General features: G+C 47.1%; 19 protein-coding genes. 13 read left to right on the forward strand and 6 right to left on the reverse strand.

Going from position 1 to position 15,623, the window contains the following annotated elements; translation table 11 throughout:
- The first annotated feature begins 1 nt into the window (after window position 1).
- From BLQ32_RS03635 to BLQ32_RS03670, 8 genes are all read left to right on the forward strand, one after another.
- Window positions 2-1,180, forward strand: a complete 1,179-nt coding sequence (locus BLQ32_RS03635; RefSeq protein WP_244890311.1) for a thiolase family protein — start codon at window positions 2-4, stop codon at window positions 1,178-1,180.
- Window positions 1,181-1,185: 5 nt separating this feature from the next.
- On the forward strand, window positions 1,186-1,602 hold the full coding sequence (locus BLQ32_RS03640; RefSeq protein ID WP_074509349.1) for an acyl-CoA thioesterase: 417 nt from the start codon (window positions 1,186-1,188) through the stop codon (window positions 1,600-1,602).
- A 40-nt stretch (window positions 1,603-1,642) separates the two neighbouring features.
- Window positions 1,643-2,506: a branched-chain amino acid ABC transporter permease gene (locus BLQ32_RS03645; RefSeq protein ID WP_053165928.1), complete on the forward strand. Its 864-nt coding sequence runs from the start codon at window positions 1,643-1,645 to the stop codon at window positions 2,504-2,506.
- Window positions 2,507-3,517, forward strand: a complete 1,011-nt coding sequence (locus BLQ32_RS03650) for a branched-chain amino acid ABC transporter permease (RefSeq protein WP_074509165.1) — start codon at window positions 2,507-2,509, stop codon at window positions 3,515-3,517.
- Between the two features lie 15 nt (window positions 3,518-3,532).
- On the forward strand, window positions 3,533-4,309 hold the full coding sequence (locus BLQ32_RS03655) for an ABC transporter ATP-binding protein (RefSeq protein WP_074509166.1): 777 nt from the start codon (window positions 3,533-3,535) through the stop codon (window positions 4,307-4,309).
- Window positions 4,293-5,000: an ABC transporter ATP-binding protein gene (locus BLQ32_RS03660; RefSeq protein ID WP_053165929.1), complete on the forward strand. Its 708-nt coding sequence runs from the start codon at window positions 4,293-4,295 to the stop codon at window positions 4,998-5,000. The genes BLQ32_RS03655 and BLQ32_RS03660 overlap by 17 nt, the downstream gene beginning before the upstream one ends.
- A 94-nt stretch (window positions 5,001-5,094) precedes the next feature.
- The gene (locus tag BLQ32_RS03665) at window positions 5,095-6,297 is read left to right on the forward strand and encodes an ABC transporter substrate-binding protein (RefSeq protein ID WP_051413676.1); all 1,203 of its coding nucleotides are present in this window, start codon (window positions 5,095-5,097) and stop codon (window positions 6,295-6,297) included.
- A gap of 123 nt (window positions 6,298-6,420) precedes the next feature.
- Complete coding sequence (locus BLQ32_RS03670) at window positions 6,421-6,990, forward strand: TetR/AcrR family transcriptional regulator (RefSeq protein ID WP_036802866.1); 570 nt, start codon at window positions 6,421-6,423, stop codon at window positions 6,988-6,990.
- 81 nt (window positions 6,991-7,071) lie between these two features.
- Here the strand turns inward: BLQ32_RS03670 and BLQ32_RS03675 are convergent, their stop codons facing one another.
- Both BLQ32_RS03675 and BLQ32_RS03680 read right to left on the reverse strand, forming a co-directional pair.
- Window positions 7,072-7,623 (reverse strand): methylated-DNA--[protein]-cysteine S-methyltransferase, encoded by a 552-nt coding sequence (locus BLQ32_RS03675; protein ID WP_074509167.1) that lies wholly within the window; start codon window positions 7,621-7,623, stop codon window positions 7,072-7,074.
- A complete protein-coding gene (locus BLQ32_RS03680) occupies window positions 7,607-8,194 on the reverse strand; it encodes a bifunctional transcriptional activator/DNA repair enzyme AdaA (protein WP_074509168.1) in 588 nt (195 codons plus the stop codon). Before BLQ32_RS03680 ends, BLQ32_RS03675 begins: the two co-directional genes overlap by 17 nt.
- Window positions 8,195-8,347: 153 nt before the next feature.
- On the opposite strand from BLQ32_RS03680, the gene BLQ32_RS19795 reads away from it, so the two are divergent.
- The 3 genes from BLQ32_RS19795 (at window position 8,348) to tatA (BLQ32_RS03690) (ending at window position 9,933) form a co-directional block, all read left to right on the forward strand.
- Window positions 8,348-8,500 carry a hypothetical protein gene (locus BLQ32_RS19795; protein WP_157833097.1) on the forward strand — a complete coding sequence of 51 codons (153 nt, stop codon included), beginning with the start codon at window positions 8,348-8,350 and terminating at the stop codon, window positions 8,498-8,500.
- 109 nt (window positions 8,501-8,609) lie between these two features.
- Window positions 8,610-9,572, forward strand: a complete 963-nt coding sequence (locus tag BLQ32_RS03685) for a hypothetical protein (RefSeq protein WP_074509169.1) — start codon at window positions 8,610-8,612, stop codon at window positions 9,570-9,572.
- Between the two features lie 178 nt (window positions 9,573-9,750).
- Window positions 9,751-9,933 carry a twin-arginine translocase TatA/TatE family subunit gene (gene tatA / locus BLQ32_RS03690; RefSeq protein WP_036802873.1) on the forward strand — a complete coding sequence of 61 codons (183 nt, stop codon included), beginning with the start codon at window positions 9,751-9,753 and terminating at the stop codon, window positions 9,931-9,933.
- 64 nt (window positions 9,934-9,997) lie between these two features.
- On the opposite strand, the gene BLQ32_RS03695 is transcribed toward tatA (BLQ32_RS03690), so the two are convergent.
- From BLQ32_RS03695 to BLQ32_RS19800, 4 genes are all read right to left on the reverse strand, one after another.
- The gene (locus BLQ32_RS03695) at window positions 9,998-10,915 is read right to left on the reverse strand and encodes a LysR family transcriptional regulator (RefSeq protein ID WP_074509170.1); all 918 of its coding nucleotides are present in this window, start codon (window positions 10,913-10,915) and stop codon (window positions 9,998-10,000) included.
- 118 nt (window positions 10,916-11,033) lie between these two features.
- Window positions 11,034-12,749, reverse strand: coding sequence for a GMC family oxidoreductase (locus BLQ32_RS03700; protein ID WP_036802875.1), 1,716 nt, complete (start codon window positions 12,747-12,749; stop codon window positions 11,034-11,036).
- Between the two features lie 17 nt (window positions 12,750-12,766).
- Window positions 12,767-13,528 (reverse strand): gluconate 2-dehydrogenase subunit 3 family protein, encoded by a 762-nt coding sequence (locus BLQ32_RS03705; protein WP_074509171.1) that lies wholly within the window; start codon window positions 13,526-13,528, stop codon window positions 12,767-12,769.
- Window positions 13,529-13,782: 254 nt separating this feature from the next.
- Window positions 13,783-14,037, reverse strand: coding sequence for a hypothetical protein (locus BLQ32_RS19800; RefSeq protein ID WP_175557066.1), 255 nt, complete (start codon window positions 14,035-14,037; stop codon window positions 13,783-13,785).
- A gap of 231 nt (window positions 14,038-14,268) precedes the next feature.
- On the opposite strand from BLQ32_RS19800, the gene tatA (BLQ32_RS03715) reads away from it, so the two are divergent.
- Complete coding sequence (gene tatA / locus BLQ32_RS03715) at window positions 14,269-14,490, forward strand: twin-arginine translocase TatA/TatE family subunit (protein ID WP_074509173.1); 222 nt, start codon at window positions 14,269-14,271, stop codon at window positions 14,488-14,490.
- 369 nt (window positions 14,491-14,859) lie between these two features.
- Window positions 14,860-15,603, forward strand: coding sequence for a twin-arginine translocase subunit TatC (gene tatC, locus BLQ32_RS03720; RefSeq protein ID WP_036802883.1), 744 nt, complete (start codon window positions 14,860-14,862; stop codon window positions 15,601-15,603).
- Window positions 15,604-15,623: the final 20 nt, after the last annotated feature.

The following is a 15,623-nucleotide window of genomic DNA, read 5'->3' on the forward strand; positions in this document are numbered from 1 at the left end:
ATTGGCGAATAATCGGGACGCAGTTATTGTATCAGCAGTTCGTACGGCGATTGGCAGGCAAGGAGGGGCGCTTGCTTCGGTTCCTGCGCATGTCTTTGGTGCAGAAGCGGTCAAAGAGGCTTTGAAGCGCGCTGGCATCAGTTCGGAAGAAGTGGATGACGTCATTATGGGCAATGTTTTGAGCGGCGGCGGAAATATTGCGCGGCTCACGGCGCTTCAGACAGGGATGGGCGACCATTTAGCCGGTCTGACGGTTGACCGCCAATGCGGCTCGGGCATCAATGCGGTAAATCTGGCGGCACAAGCCATTTGGTCCGGGGACGGCGATGTGTACATAGCTGGCGGAGTGGAAAGCATGAGCCAAGCGCCTTATTTGATGGCGCGTCCAGAAAAACCGTTCAGCCCGGCTCCGCCGAAATTCCGGAAATCCCAATTGTCGCCAAAAGAAATCGGCGACCCGCCTATGGGCATTACAGCAGAAAATCTGGTGGAAAAATACGGCATCAGCCGCGAGGAACAGGATGACTTTGCACTTCAAAGCCAGCTGCGGACAGCGCGCGCTATGGAAGAAGGACGTTTTGACGAACAGATTGTGCCGATCACCATTCCGGTGCGCAAAGGGGAACCGGTGGTTTTTGATAAAGACGAACATCCGCGTCCGCAGACAACGAAAGAAGCACTGGCAAAACTGCCGCCGGCATTTCTGGAAGGCGGCACGGTGACAGCAGGCAGCAGCTCCGGATTGAACGATGCGGCATCCGCAACGGTGCTGATGTCGAGGGAAAAGGCAGAAGAATTGGGGCTTGCTCCTTTGGCTGTTATCCGCGCCCATGCTGTGGCCGGAGTGGACCCGAATATCATGGGCATCGGCCCGGTGCCGGCAACAAGAAAAGTTCTCGAAAAAGCAGGACTTTCTTTAGAGGACATGGACATTATCGAAATCAACGAAGCCTTTGCCGCACAAGTTCTGGCTTGCGACAAAGAATTGAAAATGGACCTCGAAAAAGTCAATGTCAACGGCGGGGCCATTGCGTTGGGGCATCCGCTCGGAGCGACAGGAGCAATTCTGCTGACAAAAGCGGTCTACGAATTGGAACGTTCAGAAGGCAAATACGCACTGATCACTGCCTGTATCGGCGGAGGACAGGGAATTGCAACAATCATCGAACGGGAAGGATGAGCCAGATGAAGGAAAAACCCGAGATCAACGTTTACGTCAGATTTTGCGAAACCGATGCCGGAGGGCATGTCAGCAATACCAGTTATTTTTTCTATATGGAAGAAGCGCGGTCAAAATTTTTCCGGGAAATCGGCTATACCGGCACCCAAAAGCGGGGAAATATCGATTTTATCATCGCTTCGACGGCCTGTGATTTTTTGGCCCAGGCTTATGCCGGCCAAACGCTTCTTGTTAAAACGACAGTGGAGCAGATCGGCTCGAAAAGCTTCAAGCTGGTGCATGAATTGACGGAATCGGAAACCGGGGCGCGCATCGCATCCGGAAGGGCGGTTATTGTCTGCTTCGATTATGCACAGCAGCAGACGGAGCGCATACCTGCTGAGTTGCGGGAGGCATTGGAAGAATTCCTGGTCCCTGCATGAAGGTTTAATGGAATAAAAGCTTAGGAAAAGGAGGGATCTTATGGAGTTGTTTTTGCAGCAGGTGTTCAACGGATTGACTCTTGGAAGCGTTTACACGCTGGTAGCGATAGGCCTGACCTTGGTTTTTGGAATCCTGCACATCCCAAACTTCGCACACGGCGCCCTGTATTTGATCGGGGGCTATGTCACGCTCGTTGTCATGCAAAGCACCGGTGTCCATTATTTTATTGCCATACTGGCATCCATTCTGGTAGTGGCTGCCCTCGGCGTTTTAATGGAGCGCCTGGTGTTCAATCCGCTCCGCAATTCGCCGCCTATCCATGACAAAATAGCGGCAATCGGATTGGTGCTGTTTTTTGAAGCGCTGGTCCAGCTCATTTGGGGCACCGAATACCAACGGATGATCACGCCTTTTGACAATAATATTTCCATAGCCGGCGTTTCGATGACCAGCCAGCGCATTCTGGTTATTGTGGTTGCCGTAGTCACCGTATTTTTGCTGACGCTGTTTCTGAAGAAAACGATGATCGGCGCCTCCATTATGGCGATGGCGCAAAACCGGGAAGGTGCATTCCTTGTCGGCATCAATGCCAATGCGGTGGCCATGATGACGTTTGCTATATCCGGTGCACTTGCAGCACTTGCAGCTTCTCTGGCTTCTCCGATCAACCTGGTATTCCCGGCGATGGGCCATCTCGTCATTCTGAAAGCTTTCGTGGTCGTGATTATCGGCGGCATGGGCAGCATACCCGGCGCCATTGTGGCGGGGCTTCTCCTCGGCATGACCGAAAGCATGGGAGCTACCTACATTTCCAACGATTACAAAGACATGATCGCTTTTCTGCTGCTGATTGTCATCATGACGGTCCGGCCAAAAGGGCTGTTTGCGAAAGGGGTGTATTAAATGGGAAAGATTTTAAATCAGCGAACTGTTATTGCCGTCCTGGTGATTTTTGCTTTAGTCTTCCCATTGATCTACGCCGATAACCGTTACGTTCTGCACGTCATGACCATCGGATTCATTTTTGCAATCAGCGTATACGGCATGAACCTGATTGCCGGATTTACAGGCCAATTGTCGCTTGCGCATGCCGGTTTTTTTGCCATCGGCGCGTATACGCTCGGCATCCTGACCACCCGCAACGAAATGAATTTCTGGCTCGCATTGTTGCTTGCGGTGCTGCTGACCAGTGCGGCCGGATTGGTGCTCGGGCTTATTGCCTTGCGGACTAAAGAGCATTTCTTCGCTATCTACACCTTGATTGTCGGCTATTTGATTTATTTGCTGATTGATAAATGGGATGGCCTGACTGGCGGCGTCAGGGGATTGATCGGCATCCCGATTCCTGACCCGATCGGCCCGTTGACATTTGAATCGGCGACTTCGATGTATTACCTCGTGTTGGCATTTTTGCTGCTGTCGATTTTCATTTCGGTGCGGATCGTCCGCTCACTTACCGGCCGGACATATATTGCCATCCGCAACAGTGAGGAACTGGCCCAGACGCTCGGCATCAATACCCGCATCAACAAGCTGGTATCGTTCGTCATTTCGGTTGCTTATGCCGGCCTGGCTGGGGCGCTTTATGCTTCGTTGACCCGTTTTATCGGTCCCGATGTGGCCAGCACCAATATGGTTTTCAACTTTTTGATGTACTTGATAGTTGGGGGAATCGGTACGCTGTCCGGTCCGCTCGTAGGAACGATGCTGTTTATCTGGCTTGAGCAGTTTCTCCGGAGCTACCAGGAATACCACTTGCTGATTTTCGGGCCGATCCTGGTGCTGATGGTTATTTTCTTCCCAACCGGAATTGTTGGCGGTTTTTACAAGATCAAAGCCAAGCTGCAGCATAAGAAATTGCCGAAAGAAAGCAAATATTTTAATCCGGTTCCAGAGAAATCCACTGAAAAATAAGAGGGGGAATTTCAGGTGGCATTTATTGAAGTGAAAGGAATCACCAAAAAGTTCGGTGGATTGACGGCAGTGGACAATGTGGATTTTGAAATTGAACAAGGCAAAATTACGGCGATCATCGGACCGAACGGTGCCGGCAAATCCACTTTTTTCAATCTGATCAACGGCTTTCATAAGCCGACATCCGGCCGTGTTTTTTTCGAAGGCCGGGACATCACCAAGCTGCCGGTCCACCTGGGAGCGCGGCTCGGGATTGCACGGACGTTCCAAACGACTCATTTGTTTGAGCAGTCAACAGTAATTGATAACGTCATCGTCGGGCATCGGCTGCGGACCAAATCAAAGCTATTTGACGCTGTTTTCCGGACAAAGCGCGAAAAGCAGGAAGAGCATAACGCGTACCAAAAAGCAATGGAGTCGCTGGAATTTGTCGGCATGGAAAAAATAGCGCAAGTTCCGGTTTCGACCATCACCCAGGAAGAAAAAAAGCGGTTGGCCATTGCGCTGGCACTAGCCACCGACCCGAAAGTCATGTTCCTTGATGAACCTGCAGCGGGCATCAACCCGGACGAAACAGAAGGGCTTGCCCAATTGATGAAAAAACTGGCAGCCAGTGGAATTACGATTTGCACAATTGAGCACAAAATGCAGATGATCATGGGCATGGCGGACAAAATCATGGTGCTGAACCAAGGGGCAAAAATTGCGGAAGGCACACCGAACGAAATCAAGAACAATCCGGTGGTCATCGAAGCCTATTTAGGGGGTGAACCCATTGCTGAAGCTAACTGACGTTACAGTAAGGTTCGGGGCGTTTGAAGCGCTGACGAAAGTCAATATCGAAGTGAAAGAAGGCGAACTGGTTGTGCTGCTCGGTGCAAACGGCGCCGGCAAAAGCACCATTTTCAATGCAATCAGTGGATTGTATAAGCCAGCAGCAGGAGAAATCGAATTTATCGGAAAAAGAGTCAACGGCTATTCGCCGGACCGAATGGTAAAGGAAGGGACGTCCCAGTGTCCGGAAGGGAAAAAGCTGTTTCCGGATATGACGGTCCAGCAAAATCTGATGATGGGCGGCTTTGTCCATCGGCGCCATAAAGACCAGTTGAAAACTTCACTGGAAGAAGTGTATGAGTTGTTTCCGATTTTAAGGGAGAAAAAAGAGCATGCTGCTGGGTCATTGAGCGGCGGGCAGCAGCAGATGGTCGCAATCGGCCGGGCATTGATGGCCCGTCCAAAGCTGATTATGATGGATGAACCGTCCATCGGCCTGGCGCCTCTCATCGTGGAGCAAATGTTTTCAATCATCCGGAAGATCAACGAAAGCGGGACGACGGTTTTGCTGGCGGAACAAAATGCCAACGCCGCCTTGAAAATCGCAGACCGCGGCTACGTGATTGAAAACGGATCGGTTGTCCTGCAGGGAAGCAGCAAAGAGCTGTTCCATAACGATGCCATCCGCCAAGCCTATATCGGAGCATGAGACAAGCCTTGATCCAAAGGCTTTAAAGGGGGTGGAAGCTGCCTTTGGAATCAGCTTAAGCACCATAATCTTATATGAAAAAGGGGAGATTTGAATGCACTCATTGAAGAAAAGCTTATTCGGCAGTTTTTTGCTCCTGATGCTTCTGATATTAGGGGCGTGCGGCAGCGGAGAAGAGGCAAATGACGCAGATGCGAAAAGCGGCGGCTCAGGCGGTTCTGGAGGAGAAGTGACCATCGGATACAGCGGCCCGCTTAGCGGCCCTGCAGCGTCTTACGGGGAAGAAACCTTAAAAGGTCTAAAAATAGCAGTAGAAGATATTAATGAAGCAGGCGGTTTTGAAGTGGACGGCAAAACCTATACGTATAAACTGGAGACAATCGACGACAAATACCTGCCGAACGAAACAGCGGCCAATGCCAAGCGCTTGGTCCAGGAAGAAAAAGCAAAATTCATCTATTCCCCGCACAGCGGCGGTATTTACGCAATGCAAGTGTTTAATGAAATGGAAGATTTCATCATCATGGGTTATACAAGCGAACCGGGAGTGACGGATCAAGGCAATAAATTGAACGTCCGGATTCCGCCGCGCTATGACCAATATTTAGAGCCGTTTACGGAGTATGAAATGGAGAAATTCGGCAAGAAAATCGCCTTTTTGCCAACAGCCAGCCAGTACGGAAAAGACTGGGCGGAAATGCTTAAGCCGGTTTGGGAAGAAAAAGGCGGCGAAGTGGTCTTCAATGAATCGATCGATTTTAGCAAAGACACGGATTTCCAGACGATTGTAGCGAATGCGCTGGAAGAAAAACCGGATGTGCTGTTTATCGGCGGACCTTCTGAACCGACAGCTTTAGTGGCGAAACAGGCGCGCGACCTGGGCTTTGAAGGCGGATTCCTGATCATGGACCAGGCAAAGCTTGACGAAATGGCGGCAGTTCTCGGCGGCAACTACGATATGCTTGAAGGCGCCATTTCTACGACGCCGTTAATTCATACAGAATTCCCGGGTACAGAAGCATACATCAAGAAATACAAAGAGAATAACGACCGCGACCCGAGTGCTGAATCTGCATTCCATTATGTGTCTCTCTATGTTTTAACGGAAGCGATGAAAGCGGCAGGTTCAGTGGACGATACAAAAGCCATTATGGCTGCGTTTGACGAGGGCGCCAAAAACTTGCCGGAAGACAAGCAAGTCTATATGATTCCTGAAGTCGGGGAAGACGGCGGATTCGGCTCCATGCTGCGCATTGCTTATGTAGAAAATGGAGAAATCCAGGTCATGGAGAAATAATCATGCAGCTTAGGGAAGAGAGTACAATTTGTACTCTCTTTTACTTTCTGGATAAGTGAAGGCTGTATGGGAAATGGTATAATACTTAAAACATCTGGTTATAGCGAAAGGCAGTGGAATGCGATGAAAGCAGAATTAATCAAGGAAAGCATCAATCTCTTTGTAGAGAAGGGGTTTAGTGCCACTTCAATCCAGGACATCGTGGATAAGCTGGGCGTGACAAAAGGTTCCTTCTATTATCATTTCAAGAGCAAAGAGGCGCTTCTTATGCATATTCATCTGTCTTATATTGATGATTTGCTGAAAAGGCAGAAAACGATTTTGGAGACAGAAAAAGAGGCGCGCGGAAAATTAGTGAAAGTGGTCGAACTGCTGATCCATGATATTGAAAAGCAGGGAGCCCTTGGCCGGGTGTATTACCGAGAAATACGCCATTTGACTCCGGAAAATGCAACGACTATCCGTGAAAAACGCGCCGAGTTCAGAGACCGTATTGAAAGCATCATTACAGAAGGCATCGAAAATGGTGAGTTCCGCAAAAATTTGGAAGCCAAAATGATTACTTTTGCCATTCTGGGCATTACCAACTGGAGCTATCAATGGTTTAACCCGAACGGTGATTTGTCCGTAAGGGAATTGGCTGATATGTATACAGACTTCATCTTGCACGGCATCCAATCAAAAGAATCCTGAATTATGGATACATACGTTATCCGAAAAAACCTCCAAACGGCTTTCACTGGCCGTTTGGAGGTTTTTTGATAGAGATTGAAATCAATTCCGCTCCACAGAAGGAGAGCCCGGAGCATGCACATTTTCTTTGTGCGCTTTCTCAAGTTCCAATAGGAAGGTTTTCAATTCCAAACCGCCGCGGTAGCCGGTCATGGCGCCATTTTTGCCGACCACCCGGTGGCAAGGCACGCTGATCATCACGGGGTTTGCGCCAATTGCGGCCCCGACTGCCCGGACCGCTGCGGGACGCTGGATGCGCGTTGCAATGTCGGAGTAGGAGACCGTTTGGCCATAAGGAATCTCTTGCAGCGCCTGCCAAATTTCTTCTTGGAAAGGTGTCCCTTTCACATCGATCGGCAAAGAAAAAAACGTTCGGCGACCGAGGAAATAATCATGCAGTTCTTGCAGATAAGGCGTGAGCGAATCTGGATTTTCCTGCAGTACCGCTCCGGGAAACCGTTTGTTGATATAGGCTTGGAACTCTTCAAAACTTTGGCCGGGAGAGCCGACGTAGCAAAGGCCGTTAGAAGTTTTGGCGACATATAAAGTCCAGCGGCTATGTTCCAGGACCGCCCATTCAATTTGGCTTGTCATATTCAGTTGCTCCTCTCAAGGATTTTCGATAATTGGCAGGCGTCTGCCCATTTTTCTTTTTATACAGTGTGATAAAATACGGCGCATTCGGAAATCCGCAGAGCCGGCCGATTTTTGCAACCGGATCATCCGTTTCGGCCAAAAGGCGGTCTGCTTTTTCAAGACGCAATTGCTGGATATATTCCAAAGGGCTGCAGCCTTTCAAGCGTTTGAACAGGCGCTGCAAATGGTACGGGCTGCCATGTGAAATGTCGGCAAGGCGTTCCAAATTTATAGGTTCGGTGAAATGTTCATCAATCCAGTCTGCAATCTGCTCAATCCATTCTTCGGCCGGAAGATTCAGCCCATCCGGCCTGCATCGTTTGCATGGCCTGAAACCTTGAGCCAATGCGGCATAAGCATTTTTAAAGATGCGTACATTCTCTTTGTTCGGGACGCGCGAGCGGCAGGAAGGGCGGCAAAAAATCCTGGTGGTCCGGACTCCGTAAAAAAATTGATCATCAAACGTGGCATCACTTTCCGAAATGGCTTTCCAATAGGCAGCAGGAATAGCAAAATTTTGTTTGGCCATCGCACTTCACCTCTATGCATAGTATATACGCTACAGTTGAATAATTAAGCTTTTAACGATGAAAAAGCAAGATAACGAAACGATAAAATAAATAATTTTGCTTGTTTTATTAAATTTCTTTGGGGAATAACAAGCAGTAGGAGGAGGGATTACATGGCTAGAGATAAAAACTTAGAAGAACTAAAAGACACGGTGCGAAAACAGGAATTTAGGGAAGAAACACAAGAAGTGAAAGAACAGACACGTTTTCCTAACGAACGGCGGGAACAGAACGACTTGGACAATGAGGATCAGGAAAACAAATAATGATTACTGCCCTGCAAGCCGGTTCACCGGCCTGCAGGGTTTTTGGTTGAAAGGGTTTAGCAACGTGATAAAATGGACACAATCTAGCATGCGGAAAGAGAGTGGGGTTATGTTCAATTCGTTAACAGAACTGATGGAAGCGAAAGGATACAAAGATAAACGGGCTGTCCAGTGGAATAAAATCTGCCAAGAGGAAAAATTGAGCGAACAGTTTATTCGTGAAAACGAAGAGCAGGTCAATTGGAGATTGCTGTCGGAACACCAACAGCTGTCAGAAGCCTTTATACGGGAGTTTAGCGGCCGCCTGTTTTGGGAGCCGGTTCTGGCGGAGCAAAAAGTATCGGAGCAGTTTATCGAGGAATTTGCAGCCGAAGAAAAATGGGAGCCAGCACATGGAAAGCTGAGCAAACGCCAATTGAAAACATTGGAAAGAGCAGGAAAAGACTTTGATATAGATGAATATTGGACCATTGTTTCAATGAAGCAGGAATTGGCGAATGCAAAGGGCTTGTCGCCAGCGTTTATGGAAAAGCATCATGATAAGTTATCCTGGGGCTGCCTGTCGCTTTGCCAAACCTTGCCGATGTCATTGATTGACCGCCATGCGGATAAAGTGGATTGGCATACGGTCACAAGAGTCCAAGTGCTGTCCGAGCGTTTTATCGAAAAGCACCGCAGCCGCGTAGAGTGGGAAACGATTTCTTTTCATCAGAATTTATCGGAGCGCTTCATCAATCGGCATCATGCCAAAATGAGTTTCATTTCCGCTGAGCGAAAACGTTCGGAAAGCTTTCTATATACTCACTTGGAAAAAATGGACATTGCTTCGGTCCTTGAAAACCAAAACCTTCGCAACGTCAAAAAGTACGAGCCGTTTGATATTTACAGCGTAGGGAAAAATGGGCGCAAAAAATACATTTTGAAATATCACGGGAATTTCCATTCAGAAAATTTCAGCCTTCACCTAGCAGACGAAGAAGAGTTATATGAGCAGCTTGAAGAATTTGAACTTGACCATGTAATTGAAAGGGACTTTCCGGAATTAAAGGCGAAAGAGGATTTCCACTTTTAAGTGACAAATAGTTTCAATAGTCTTTCAATTCATGTTATAACTTATTATATAAAAGTTCTTACGTGCCGGTACTTTTTCCGTACGCATTTTACAGGTTTGCAGCGATGATTCCATCAGCCGGAATAGCGCACCAATGCCCTACTGAATTGAACTGATTTCATTTTAAGGAGGAGCCCCTATGGCAAATATCGGACCAACCGAATGGATTATTATTCTTGTGATTGCTTTGATCATTTTTGGGCCGGCCAAATTGCCGCAGCTGGGACGTGCTGCCGGCGAAACGCTGAGAGAGTTTAAAAACTCGACGAAAGGCATTATGGAAGATGCAAAAGAAGACGGAAAAACGGAAAAAGAAAAGTAAGCTAAGCCGAAAGAGCCAAAACAACCGCCCGTGAAATCAACGGGCGGTTGTTTTGGTGGGACGATCAATTTGGTTTTCTGGGTATTTGTTCGGTCATTTCTTTCTTTCGTTCCAGAAAATCGATGGTATAGGCAATAAATTCTTTAACGGTATCTGTTTGTGCTCTTTCTTTGTGCCAAACCAATCCGACTGAACGGGTACACCTTGGTTCTGTAAGCCGCAATTCTTTGACTTTCAAGGAGGAGAGACGCGAGCTTCGGATCAAAGAAGGACTGAAAGCCACCCCTAGCCCTTTTTCCACCAATTCATAAGTGACGCCTGTTTCGTCGCCCTCAAAAGCGAAATCGGGATAAAAGCCAGCTTGTGAACAGAACTGTTCGGTCATGTCCCGGAATCCGTATCCGGGAGGCATGACGATAAAAGGATCGTTTTTAACTTCAATCAAACGGATTTCGTCCCGGTCCGCTAAAGGATGGGAGTTGGGCACCGCCAGTAAAATCTCTTCTTCAATAATGGGATACCATTCAACGTTTTCGCCTTCAATTGGAAAAGTGGAAATGCCTACATCGATTTCACCGCTTTCAAGTTGGCTGTTCATCCTTTCAGCAAACGCTTGATATTGGCGAAACCGGGCTTTTGGATGTTTTTGCAAAAAACCGCCGAGCAATTCAGGCAAAATGGTGGGGATGGTCACTGCGACAGTAATCAGTTCGTTTTGCTTTTCGGTCAAGAAAGCCAATTCTTTTTCGCCTTTTTGCAGTTCATGAAAGACATTTTCGACCACTTTCAAATAAGCTTCGCCTAAGTGATTCAAGCGGATTTGGCGGCCGGCCCTGTCAAACAACTGATAACCCAGCCGCTGTTCCAGTTTGGAGATCATTTTGCTTAAAGCGGGCTGGGAAACATTCAACTCTTGTGCTGCTTTTGTCAGGTGCTGATGTTTGGCGACTTCCTGAAAATACTTTAATTGCAATAAATCCATGCTGCACACTCCTTTTTCACTGCCCTGCATATCTGACCTAGTTTAATACATGGAAGCAGGAATCTGCAACTGGACAAAAAGGAGCTGCCCGACATGGGACAGCTCCTTTTTCGTGATATTAGACGAGGGATCCGCCTTCTTTGATATATTTCTGAATTCCTTCTGCTGCCCGGTATGAAAGTGCACCAAGCGTGCCGGTAGGGTTGAAAGAGCTATTGTGGGGGAACGCGGACGCTCCGACCACAAAGACGTTTTCTGCATCCCACATTTGAAGATAGCTGTTAAGTGCCGATGTTTCAGGGTCTGCTCCCATAATTACACCGCCTGTATTGTGTGTATTGGTATCTTTATTGACATTGAAATCGCCTTGTTCTTCGTTGGTATCAATAATGTCCGCGCCGATTTCTTCGGCGATTTTATGCGTCACTTTCGACATGTACTTCACCAGTTCACGGTCTTGTTCGGTGTAGTCAAATGTCATGCGAAGCAAAGGCTTGCCGTATGCATCTTTGTAAGTAGGGTCAAGGTCCAAATAATTGTAGCGATAAGGCATGCTGGCCCCTTGGGATTTCACCGGGAAAAAGCTGTTTGCGTATTTAATCGATTGGTCCTTGAATTCCGCTCCCCAAGAAGGCGTGCCTTTAGGGACCACGTTATTGGCAATCGGACGGTTGCCGTATTGCGTCACCCGGATTCCGGCTCCGTGGATAAAGTTCACCTCGGAATGATCGAAATTATCGCCGACAAATTCAGGGATTTCAATTCCTAATGCCCCTGCACCGCCGTACAGGTTAAATTCCTTGTCTTCGAAGAACATCATGGAAGAAGCGGAGCTGACCTGGTAGCAATAGTTTTTGCCGATGACCCCGGTGCCGTCCGCTGAATTATAAGGTTTTCCAAGGCCGGAGTTGAGCAGCAGGCGCGCATTGTTGAAAACATAGCTTGCAACCACCACGACATCAGCCGGCTGTTCAAATTCTTCCCCCGTAATTGTGTCAACGTAAATGACGCCGGATGCTTTTGACCCGTCATTTAAGATTTCAATAACATTCGAATGCGTACGCAGTTCCAGGTTGCCGGTTTTCTTGGCTACTGGAATGACCGTCACAGCGGGATCGGCTTTGGCTCCGTATTCACAGCCAAAGTTTTCGCAATAAGCGCAGTACTGGCAAGCCGCCCGTGAGATGCCATCGGGGTTTTCGTAGCTTTCCGACAAGTTTCCTGAAGGAATGATGTATGGTGTGTAACCCAGGTTCTTCGTCGCTTTCTCGAACATGTTCATGATAGGGGTTTTTAGCATCGGCCCTGTAGGATAAGGGTTTGAACGCTTGCCGTAAAGTTCGACTGTCTCCCCGGAGATTCCCGCCATTTTCTCGAACGTATCGTAATAAGGTTCAATCTCGTCATACGTCATGCCCCAATCCTGAATCGTGTATTCAGGTTTAAGCTTGTTGGCTCCGTATTTTTTGTCTGTCAGTGTTTTGATTTCAAAATCATAAGGAAGGAAGCGGTAAGTCTGGCCGTTCCAGTGGCTTCCTGCGCCGCCGACGCCGTCTCCGACGATAAATGTTCCGTAATCGCGCATCGGAAGGGCGCGCATTTTTTCGTTATTGCGGTGGGTAATGGTTTCCTTGGACAAATCCTGCATCAACTCTTCCCGATGCTGATAGCGAAGTTCGTCATGCCCCATTGCGTAATCGCTGGTATTACGGTCTTTCCCGCGTTCCAATCCGACCACTTGGATGCCTGCTTTGGTCAGTTCGGAAGCGACAATACCGCCGGCCCATCCCATGCCCACGACAACAACTGGTACTTTAGGTAATTTTGTAGCCATCTTTGTTCATCCTTTCGTTAATGACTCATATGGCTGTTCAAGCCTTGAGGATCTAATTTCACAAATTGCTCTTTTTGGATTTCCTGTGTATACGTCATACGCGAGCCCGGGAATTTTCGCATGGCCCATCCCTCCATGTTTTTGTTTCCGCCGTAAACCGGGTCGGCATAAACGCCTTCAATTGTCATTGAACGCAGTAAGTTAAAGAAAAGAGTGGATTTGACACCCGAAATATCCGGAGCTTTGCCTTCGCTAAAATCGGTCAAGACGAGATCCTGGTCTTCAGGAGCCAAATCGATGAAGTTGCTTTCAAATTTCTTTGAGCTATAAGCATCAAGTGATTTCAAGCCGAGCAGGAAAAGATCTTTGCGAAGGATGCGGATTTGGCTTCCTTGCGTTTCTTCCGCTTTGTAAAACGGACCGGCCATATATTCTTTTGAGTTGATGCCCCATGGGCTTGCCAATTGATGGTCGATGTAAATCGCTGCATTCAATTCCATTGCGCCAGGCCCGTTATCGTCTTTTGGATAAATGCGTTCGGCTGCTGCCTGTGTCAGCTGATATTGTTCAGGTGTGAAAAACATCAAAGCTTCAGCAGGGTTAACGGTCAAAGCGGGAGCCGCTGGGGCTGTATGCGAAGCGGGTTCTGAATTTCCACCGAGCAAGCTGCCAAGAGCTCCGCCCAGTACTACTCCGCCTACCGTCAATCCTGAATTTTTTAGAAAAACACGGCGCGTAGAGCCTCTTTGGCTGATTTTGCCGTTTTCATGTTCCGCCATATAAATGCCTCCAGTTCTATTTTCAATCTTGAATGACCACTGTACTGCTATATTCAAAGTTGGCCACAACGCTATTTCCGGATAAAAAGTAGTTATACACTCGTACACAACCTTAGATTATAAACTTCTGACAACGTAAAATAAAATATCAATATGTATATCCTTTGATAACCATTTGTATATGAATAGGAAAAGGAGAGGATTGAAAAAAAGGCTTCCGCATTTGCGGAAGCCTTAAAGAGGAATTCGGTGCATCAAAAAATAGAGCTCCAATTATATGCCAGAGAAAATACAGCGGCGCTTAATAAAAGCATAATGTTAAAAAGAAGGTATTTGGTACCGGACCAGCAAAACACAATAATGGCTAGTCCAATAGCAGTGCCTGCCAAGGCGAACCATGGGAAAGGAGAGTTGTGCAAAAAAAGAAAATAGGCAAAATCCGTAATTAGAAAAATAGCCAACAGCATTTGGTTGATTAATCTCAATTCCTCGTTATGATATTCTGTCATTTTATTCACCCGCTTTCTTTTAAAAAATAATAGATAACCATAAGTATATGATTTACAAATCGTCAATGAAGAGTATAATAACATTTGCAATCAAACGTCAATCGCTAGTTTTCATTTATCCAACTTTAGAATTGTCTTCTTTTACGGTTGCAGATTTTAAAGCCATGCCCTTAAAACGGCAAAATGTTATAGGTAAAAAGCAAAGAATTTTTTAGTAAGGAGGCGAACAGAATGCCGAATATTGGTGTGCCAGGACTGATCCTGATTCTTATTATTGCGCTGCTTATTTTTGGGCCAGCCAAGTTGCCGCAACTCGGAAGAGCCGTAGGGCAGACGCTGCGCGAGTTCAAGAGCTCAACCAAAGGGTTGATGGATGAAACAACGGAAGAAGCGGAAACAAAAGAACGTGTGGATAATAAAATCGTGGTTGTTAAGAAAGAAGAGCTAAAGTAGGAATGACGTAAGTCCGTATTCTAATAAAGGAGGCGCCGTTTGAACGAGTTGAACGGTGCCTCCTGCTGTTGAAAAGCGCTTCTAATCGCGAAGCATAAGCGGAAGTCTTCAGGCTGTTTTTTAAGAAGTAAGAACGTTGGGATGTTTTGTCATTTTGTTCACACCTGACTTTGTTAATTCGCTGAAATACGGGCTATATGATTTACAAATAAGCTGTGTAGCGTATAATAACTAGTGAATTGAAGCGCAAAAGCTCTTCTTTAAAAGCAAGGCCAAAAAGACGATTGAATGGTTTGGTTAACGTGCAGCTGTTATGTAGTGGCCAGTGACTGAATTTTTATATTTAGCAAAAATAGGTGGTTAACAAATATGGAGCAGGAATATACCGTTGTTGAGCATTTAACCGAGTTAAGAAAACGCCTGGTCATTATCTCCCTAGCCTTTGTCGTTTCTCTCGGCATTGGATTTGCGATTGCAACGAGAATTTTAAACTTTATCAAAATGCAGCCGACCGCCGCAAATGTCGAATGGAACGTTTTCGGCTTTACGGACGGAATCATGATTTACTTTAAGTGTGCGTTGCTGTTGGCGATTTTAATCACGCTGCCTATTGCCTTGCACCAGATTTGGCTGTTTGTCAAACCCGGCCTGTCAGAAGCGGAAGCCAAAGGGACTGCATGGTTCATTCCGGCATCCTTCTTTTTATTCCTGGCTGGGGTAAGTTTCAGTTATTTCGTCATGTTCCCGATGATGTTGAATTTCATGTCGAACATCAACCAATCCATCGGGGCAACCGAAACGTACGGGATGAATCAGTATTTCAGCTTTTTGTTTAATCTGGTCATACCGGTGGGCATTGTGTTTGAAATGCCGATCGTCATTATGTTCTTGACGAAATTAGGGATCGTGACCCCAGCCTCGCTGCGGAAAATGCGGAAAGTGGCTTACTTCGCGCTTGTAGTCCTTGGGGTTCTGATCTCGCCTCCGGATTTCATATCGGATATTTTGATCATCGTACCGCTGCTCGTTTTGTTTGAATTCAGCATCATCATTTCAAGCTGGACGCTGAAACGCACAAACAAAAGAGTTGCAGAAATGGCGTTAAAAGAATAATATTACTACGGACAGGAGGG

Source organism: Planococcus glaciei, assembly GCF_900099655.1.
Taxonomy (GTDB): Bacteria; Bacillota; Bacilli; order Bacillales_A; family Planococcaceae; genus Planococcus; species Planococcus glaciei.